3 protein-coding genes are annotated in these 3309 nt (G+C 64.7%); 1 reads left to right on the top strand and 2 read right to left on the bottom strand.

Features of this window, described 5'->3' with window-relative positions:
- Positions 1–876: glycine betaine ABC transporter substrate-binding protein (locus tag MOV75_RS31965; protein ID WP_309486985.1), on the top strand; the 876-nt coding region annotated here is incomplete at its 5' end.
- 87 nt (positions 877–963) lie between these two features.
- Here MOV75_RS31965 and MOV75_RS31960 read toward each other — a convergent pair.
- Together MOV75_RS31960 and MOV75_RS31955 are read right to left on the bottom strand one after the other, a co-directional pair.
- Entirely contained in the window at positions 964–2676 is a 1713-nt protein-coding gene (locus MOV75_RS31960) for a sulfatase-like hydrolase/transferase (RefSeq protein ID WP_246925125.1), read from the bottom strand.
- A 187-nt stretch (positions 2677–2863) separates the two neighbouring features.
- On the bottom strand, positions 2864–3309 hold a 446-nt coding region (locus MOV75_RS31955), incomplete at its 5' end, for a TetR-like C-terminal domain-containing protein (RefSeq protein ID WP_247007308.1).

The following is a 3309-nucleotide window of genomic DNA, read 5'->3' as shown; positions in this document are numbered from 1 at the left end:
CGCTCCGCGCTGGGCGCGGCCGGCATCGCAGCGCTGGTCGTCGCAACGCTGGTCCCCTCGATGGGACGCTCGTCGCAGGGCTATGTCGTCGGTGCCAAGACATTCGCCGAGCAATATGTGCTGTCGGCCCTGCTCAGAGACCGCCTTCAGGCCGTCGGCCTGTCCGCGACGGCGCGCTCGGGCCTCGGCTCCAGCGTGATCTTCCAGGCGCTGAAGGCCGGCGACATCGATCTCTATGTCGATTATTCCGGCACGCTTTGGGCCAACCAGCTGCATCGCACCGATATCAAGCCACGCACCGAGCTGGTCGCCGAGCTGAAGACGGCGCTCGCCAAGGACAACATCACTTTGCTCGGCGAGCTCGGCTTCGAGAATGCCTATGCGCTGGTGATGCCGAAAAAGCGCGCCGAGGCGCTTGGCGTCCGTACCATCGCCGATCTCGCGGCACATGCATCGAGCCTGTCGATCGCGGGCGACTATGAATTCTTCTCACGGCCGGAATGGGCCGCGCTGCAAAAGGCCTATGGCCTCTCCTTCCGCGCCCAGCGCCAGATGCAGCCCGATTTCATGTATGCGGCGGTCGCCAGCGGCGAGGTCGACGTGATCGCCGGCTACACCAGCGACGGCCTGATCGCGAAATACGATCTCGTCGCGCTCGAGGATCCGAGGGACGCGATCCCGCCCTATGATGCCATCCTGCTGCTCGCGCCGAAGCGCGCCGGTGACGAGCGGCTGCAAGCCGCACTCAAGCCCCTGCTCGGCAAGATCGATATCGCCACCATGCGCGAAGCTAATTTGCGCGCCAGCGGCAACGACGCGAACTCGTCGCCGGATGCGGTGGCGAAGTGGCTGTGGGAGAAGGTAGGCGGGCGGTAGGGTGAGATTTCGTAAGGTGGGCAATGGCGCGTGAGCGCCGTGCCCACCGTCTCTGGCTACGCGTGAGAGGTAGTAGGCACGCTGCCCCTACAGTCCCCTGATCATCCCCGCGTCGATCAGCAGCCGGTTCAGCCGCCGCGCTTCGGCGCCGTCCTTGCAGCTGTAGAACATGCCCTTGCAGCGGAGCATAATCTCTCTCTGCTCGGCAAAGGACGGGTCGAGCGGGATGCCGGCGGCCTCCTGGATGACCAGCGGCAGATAGGGGCCGTCGATCGTGTCCATCACGGCATCACTCTTCACCGGTTCGAAATTGACGGCGTCGATCGCATAGTAAGTCGCATAGAGGCGCGGATCGTAGGCGTCGAGCTTCTTGCCGATCGCGCCCTCGTCGAGGCCGGGCTCGAGGATAGCAGGCGCGAACTCCGGCTGATGATCGCCGTAACGCACGATCAGGAAGGGCTCGCCGGGGAACGTCTTCTTCAGCCCCGCGACGAACGCCTTGTACTGCTCCGCGCTCATCGCCTGCCGGCGCAGATATTCGTCGATGGACGGCACGTTGCCCGGCGCGCGCCAGTTCGGCAGCAGGTCGGGGCGGAAGCGCGTCTCCCAGGGGAAATGATTGGCGCCGAGATAGATGAAGGTGAACAGCGGCTTGTTCGGCGGCTGCTGGCCGATCAGCTGGAGCGCCTTGTCATAGAAGAAGCTGTCGGGCTCGACATCCTTGGCACCGAGGTCCTTCGAATCGAGGAAGCGTTCGATGCCGGTCGTCATCTGGAAGCTGCGGGCGGCCATGAAGCCGCCATGGGCGGGATAGAGCGACATCGTGTCGTAGCCGCAGCGGCGCAGCGCCAACGGCAGGCCGCGTTCGACGCGGCTCGAGGCGATGCGCGTCACGAAATAAGCGAAGCGGCCGAACGAGCGCGAGGAAAGCCCCGCGAGCACGTTGTATTCGGTGAACCAGCTCGGTCCGCCGTTGCTCTCGGCCAGGAACGTGCGCTGCCTGCCGTCCCAGGACTTGAAGTGATCGCCATAGCGCGGCGGCACCTTGATGCCCCGTGCGGCGCGGATGTCGAAGCTGGATTCATCATGGATCATGATGATGTTCGGCCGGCGGCCGGCAGGATGGCAGGAATCGAGCAGCGGCATGTTGAGCCGCTCATTGGTCGAAGCGGCCGATTCCATGAAGCCGTATTGCACGAAGTCGGAGACCGAGCTGACGCCGGAGCGGAAGAATTTGGACAGATAGCCGTCGTCGTAATAGCCGCGCCAGGCCTCGTCCGGATGATAGAGCGAATAGCCGACCAGCGCGGCAAGGCAGGCGAGCTTGCAGGCGAACGCCGGCAGGCGGCGGATACGGAACGGATCGAGCCACCACAGCGCATACATCAGCGGCAGCGTGACCAAGCCGGCCAGGACCACCGACCAGCGCAAATTCGGGAAGATCGTGAACAGGAATGCGACGGTGTCGCGGTCGATCATCATCAGATCGATGAAGTTGACCGTCATCTGCACCACGTCGTGCTTGAGCCGCGACAGCAGCACCAGAACGACGACCATGGTCAGCGACAGCGCGCCTGATAGTGCCGGCCGGCGCAGCAGCGTGATCCAGAAGAAGTTGAGGATGCCCCAGGCGAGCGCAAAGGAGAGGCGCGAGCCGAAATCGGTCTCGGTCTGGTACATCAGCGCGAGTGCGGCCAGATGCGGCGCGGCAACGGCGAGCAGCCGCCAGATGCCGAGCGCGGCGACGCTGGCGAGGGCGGCGGTGGCGGCAGAAGGACCTGGATTAGGCGCGGACGCCATCGACGACACGCAACAGCTGGTCCGGCGCAATGATACCTAGCCGTCTGGCCGGCCTAGCGACGGCGAGGGCATCCGGCGCAGCCGGAAGCCTGCACCGTGTCATAAAACTGTAACGGAACAGTCAAGCACAGGCAACGCGTGCTGTGATCCGAGTTTCGCTTATTGTTAGTGAGCGGCAGCAGCGACGCTAGGGTTTGGCAATCCCCGCGATGAAGAGGTCGAGCGCCCCCTCCGCCATCCGCTCGATCTCGCCCTCCTCCACCCCCCAACGTGGAAAGTGGCCATCGAGGTTCATCCGGGCGAAACCGTAGACCAGGGCGCGGCCGGCGATCTGGATGCGCTTGAGGTCGGCCGACCGCAGCAGGCCCTGGTCTGCCGCTTCAGCCAGCATCTGCTCCGTCAGACCGATCAGTTCGGCATTGTCGCGGGTCAGCTCAGTGGAGCTGCCATGGGCGAAATAGCGTCCAGTAGAGATGATCTCGAAATGCGAAGGGTTTCGCATCGCCCAGCGCAGGTAAGCAAGGCCGAAGGCGCGGAAGCGGCCGAGCGGGTTGGTGGCCGGTGCCTGGTCCAGCGCCACCTCGATCTCCACGCGAAAGCGCCGCTGCGCCTCCTCGGCCACCGCGGCCATCA

The sequence above is a fragment of the Bradyrhizobium sp. PRIMUS42 genome, from assembly GCF_023006515.1.
Classification (GTDB): Bacteria; Pseudomonadota; Alphaproteobacteria; order Rhizobiales; family Xanthobacteraceae; genus Bradyrhizobium.
This window is presented reverse-complemented; position numbering and strand designations above follow the sequence as displayed.

Coding starts and splice junctions, on each gene's coding strand:
- MOV75_RS31960 (WP_246925125.1), bottom strand. CDS start 2,676: ATGGCGTCCGCGCCTAATCCAGGTCCTTCTGCCGCCACCGCCGCCCTC.